The sequence below is a fragment of the Mesorhizobium sp. M2A.F.Ca.ET.037.01.1.1 genome (assembly GCF_003998075.1).
GTDB lineage: Bacteria > Pseudomonadota > Alphaproteobacteria > Rhizobiales > Rhizobiaceae > Mesorhizobium.
This window is the reverse complement of the sequence record NZ_RZSA01000820.1, coordinates 1-3,041: the sequence shown is the minus strand read 5'-3', so window position 1 is coordinate 3,041 and position 3,041 is coordinate 1. Positions and strand designations below refer to the sequence as shown.

3 protein-coding genes are annotated in these 3,041 nt (G+C 62.7%); all 3 read left to right on the top strand.

What is annotated here, in order from left to right:
- Positions 1-904: FtsK/SpoIIIE domain-containing protein (locus EOA27_RS29570; RefSeq protein WP_145970605.1), on the top strand; the 904-nt coding region annotated here is incomplete at its 5' end.
- A gap of 188 nt (positions 905-1,092) precedes the next feature.
- Entirely contained in the window at positions 1,093-1,761 is a 669-nt protein-coding gene (locus EOA27_RS29565; RefSeq protein WP_042645542.1) for an outer membrane lipoprotein carrier protein LolA, read from the top strand.
- Between the two features lie 393 nt (positions 1,762-2,154).
- The gene (gene xth / locus EOA27_RS29560) at positions 2,155-2,961 is read left to right on the top strand and encodes an exodeoxyribonuclease III (RefSeq protein ID WP_126083649.1); all 807 of its coding nucleotides are present in this window, start codon (positions 2,155-2,157) and stop codon (positions 2,959-2,961) included.
- Positions 2,962-3,041: the final 80 nt, after the last annotated feature.

Genomic DNA, 3,041 nt, shown 5'->3' with positions numbered 1-3,041 from the left:
GAAGAAGGCGGTCGTGGCGCTGAAATGGACCGTGCGGGAGATGGAGGACCGCTACCGCAAGATGTCCAAGGTCGGCGTGCGCAACATCGACGGCTTCAACGCACGCGTTCAGCAAGCGGAGAACAAGGGCGAAAAAATCTCGCGCACGGTGCAGACCGGCTTCGACCGCCAGACCGGCGAGGCGATCTACGAGACCGAGAACCTCGATCTCGAGCCGATGCCCTATATCGTGGTCATCATCGACGAGATGGCCGACCTGATGATGGTGGCCGGCAAGGATATCGAAGGCGCGGTGCAGCGGCTGGCGCAGATGGCGCGCGCCGCCGGCATCCATGTCATCATGGCAACGCAACGTCCTTCGGTCGACGTCATCACCGGCACGATCAAGGCGAATTTCCCGACCCGCATCTCCTTCCAGGTGACGTCGAAGATCGACAGCCGCACCATCCTTGGCGAGCAGGGCGCCGAGCAGCTGCTCGGCATGGGCGACATGCTCTACATGGCCGGCGGCGGGCGCATCCAGCGCGTCCACGGTCCGTTCGTCTCGGACGACGAGGTCGAGCGGATCGTCGCGCATCTGAAGCTGCAGGGCGTGCCGGAATATCTCGACGCCATCACGGAGGACGATGAGGAAGAGGACGAGGATGGCCCGTCCGGCAAGGGTGGTTCCGGCGGCGGTGGCGCCGGCAATTTCGAGGATTCCGACGATCCCTACGACCAGGCGGTGGCGGTGGTGCTGCGCGACGGCAAGGCCTCGACCAGCTACATCCAGCGGCGGCTCGGCATCGGCTACAACCGCGCCGCCTCGATCATCGAGAAGATGGAGAAGGAAGGCATTGTCGGCCCGGCCAACCATGCCGGCAAACGCGAGATTTTGGTGCCGACCGAGGACGACAAGTTCTAGGGTTTGCCGATATTCAGGTGAGGCCGGCCTGACCTGAATCTTGGCAACCTTGGCCCGACCAGACGTAGGTCAGCAGGCAACCGGAAATCGTCTGGCGCGTTTGTGCGAAGTTGTCGCGCACCCGCCAAACTTAGGCCCTAGTGGGAGTCCACATACTGCCACGACACGAATCACAGGAAGTGACCGGCATGAACACCCAGACCGAATTCGCCATCACCCGCCGCCAGCTCCTCGGCCTCGGCTTGATGCTTGGCGGAGCTGCCGCTCTCAACCTTGTGCCCGGCTACCAGCTTGTGGCGGCCGCGCAGGCGGCGGTGCCGCCGGCGGCGCAGAAGATCGCCGATCATTTCTCCTCGGTGAAGTCGATGAGCGGCGAGTTCGTCCAGTTCGGCCCGAAGGGCGAGCAGACCGGCGGCAAGTTCTTTCTCGAGCGCCCGGGCAAGATCCGCTTCAACTATGACGGCTCTTCGAACTTCCGCGTCATCTCCGACGGAAAGTCGGTGGTGATCCTCAACAAGAAGCTCAACACATCCGATCTCTACCCGCTGTCGAAGACGCCGTTGAAATTGCTGCTCGACGACCGGATCGACCTCTCCGGCGGGCGCGTCAAGGCCGTCAAGGAAGAGGACGACCTTACGACCATCAAGCTTTCCGACAAGTCGGTCTTCGGCAACGCGATGATCACCATGATGTTCGACCCGAAGACCTATGATCTGCGCCAGTGGACGATCACCGATGCGCAAGGCAAGGACACGACGGTGATGATCTTCAACACCAAGGAAGGCGTTAGCTTCCCGGCCGACACGTTTGCGATCGACTACACGGCGAACCGCGAGCTGAACACGAAGACGCGCTGACTTCCATTTAGCGCGCCGGTCCAAAGCCTTCGTCATCCTAGGGCGAAGCGACGCGAAGCGGAGCGCAGACCCTAGGATCCATGCCGTTACCTCTGCCGAAGGATGCGGAGGTTCAGAATGCGACACCAGATGCGCACGGCAAGCGCTTCATTTGCACCGCTGGCTTAGCGTCGATCGAACGGCATGGATCCTAGGGTCTACGCTCGTCGCTTCGCCCTAGGATGACGAAGTTGGGAAGCCTTGGCCATCTCGAGGATCGGCGGCATGCTTCGGCTTGTCTTCGCTGCCGGTCGCTGGCAGGGTCCGGCACTGACTCTTTCCACAACGGCGTCATTTCCTGTCATGCCCATCCCCCTGCTGGCAGGTCTTGCGCTTTATCTCGGACCCCACCGCATGCCCTTCACCATCGCCACCTGGAACATCAACTCCGTGCGCCTGCGCATGCCGATCGTCGAGCGGCTGTTGAAGGAGCGCGCGCCCGACGTGCTCTGCCTGCAGGAAACCAAGGTGCCGGACGAGCTGTTCCCGGAGAAGGCATTCCGCAAGGCGGGCTACGAGCACATCCTGTTTCACGGCCAGAAGGGCTATCACGGCGTCGCCACCGTCGCGCGCCGGCCGATCGAGCTGGTTGAGAAGCGGCGCTTCTGCGAGATCGACGACAGCCGGCATCTGTCGGTCAGGGTCCAGGCGGGCGGCAAATCGGTGCTGGTGCATAATTTCTACGTGCCGGCCGGCGGCGATGAGCCCGATCCGGAGATCAACCGCAAATTCCGCCACAAGCTCGATTTCGTCTACGAGATGAATTCCGTGCCGGCGAGCGGCGACGAATCGTCGGCGTCGATCCTGGTCGGCGACCTGAACATCGCGCCGCAGGAGCACGACGTCTGGTCGCACAAGCAATTGCTCAACGTCGTCAGCCATACGCCGGTCGAGACGACGAATTTCGAGGCGATGCGCAAGACCGGCGGCTGGGTCGACCTGATGCGGCTCAACGTGCCGGCCGAGCAGAAGCTCTACACTTGGTGGAGCTACCGCGCGAAAGACTGGGAGGCGTCGAACCGCGGCCGCCGCCTCGACCACATCTGGTCCTCCGCGAACCTGGTGCCGGCTTTCAAAGGCTACGAGATCCTGCAGGCGGCCCGCGGCTGGGAGAAGCCGTCGGACCATGTGCCGGTCATCGCGCGGTTCGACCTGGATTAGGGCGGGCCGATATTCAGGTGAGGACGGCTGCAAATGGCGGCTTCCTGCGCTTCCGGTGCTCACGTACTTCAAGTACGCTC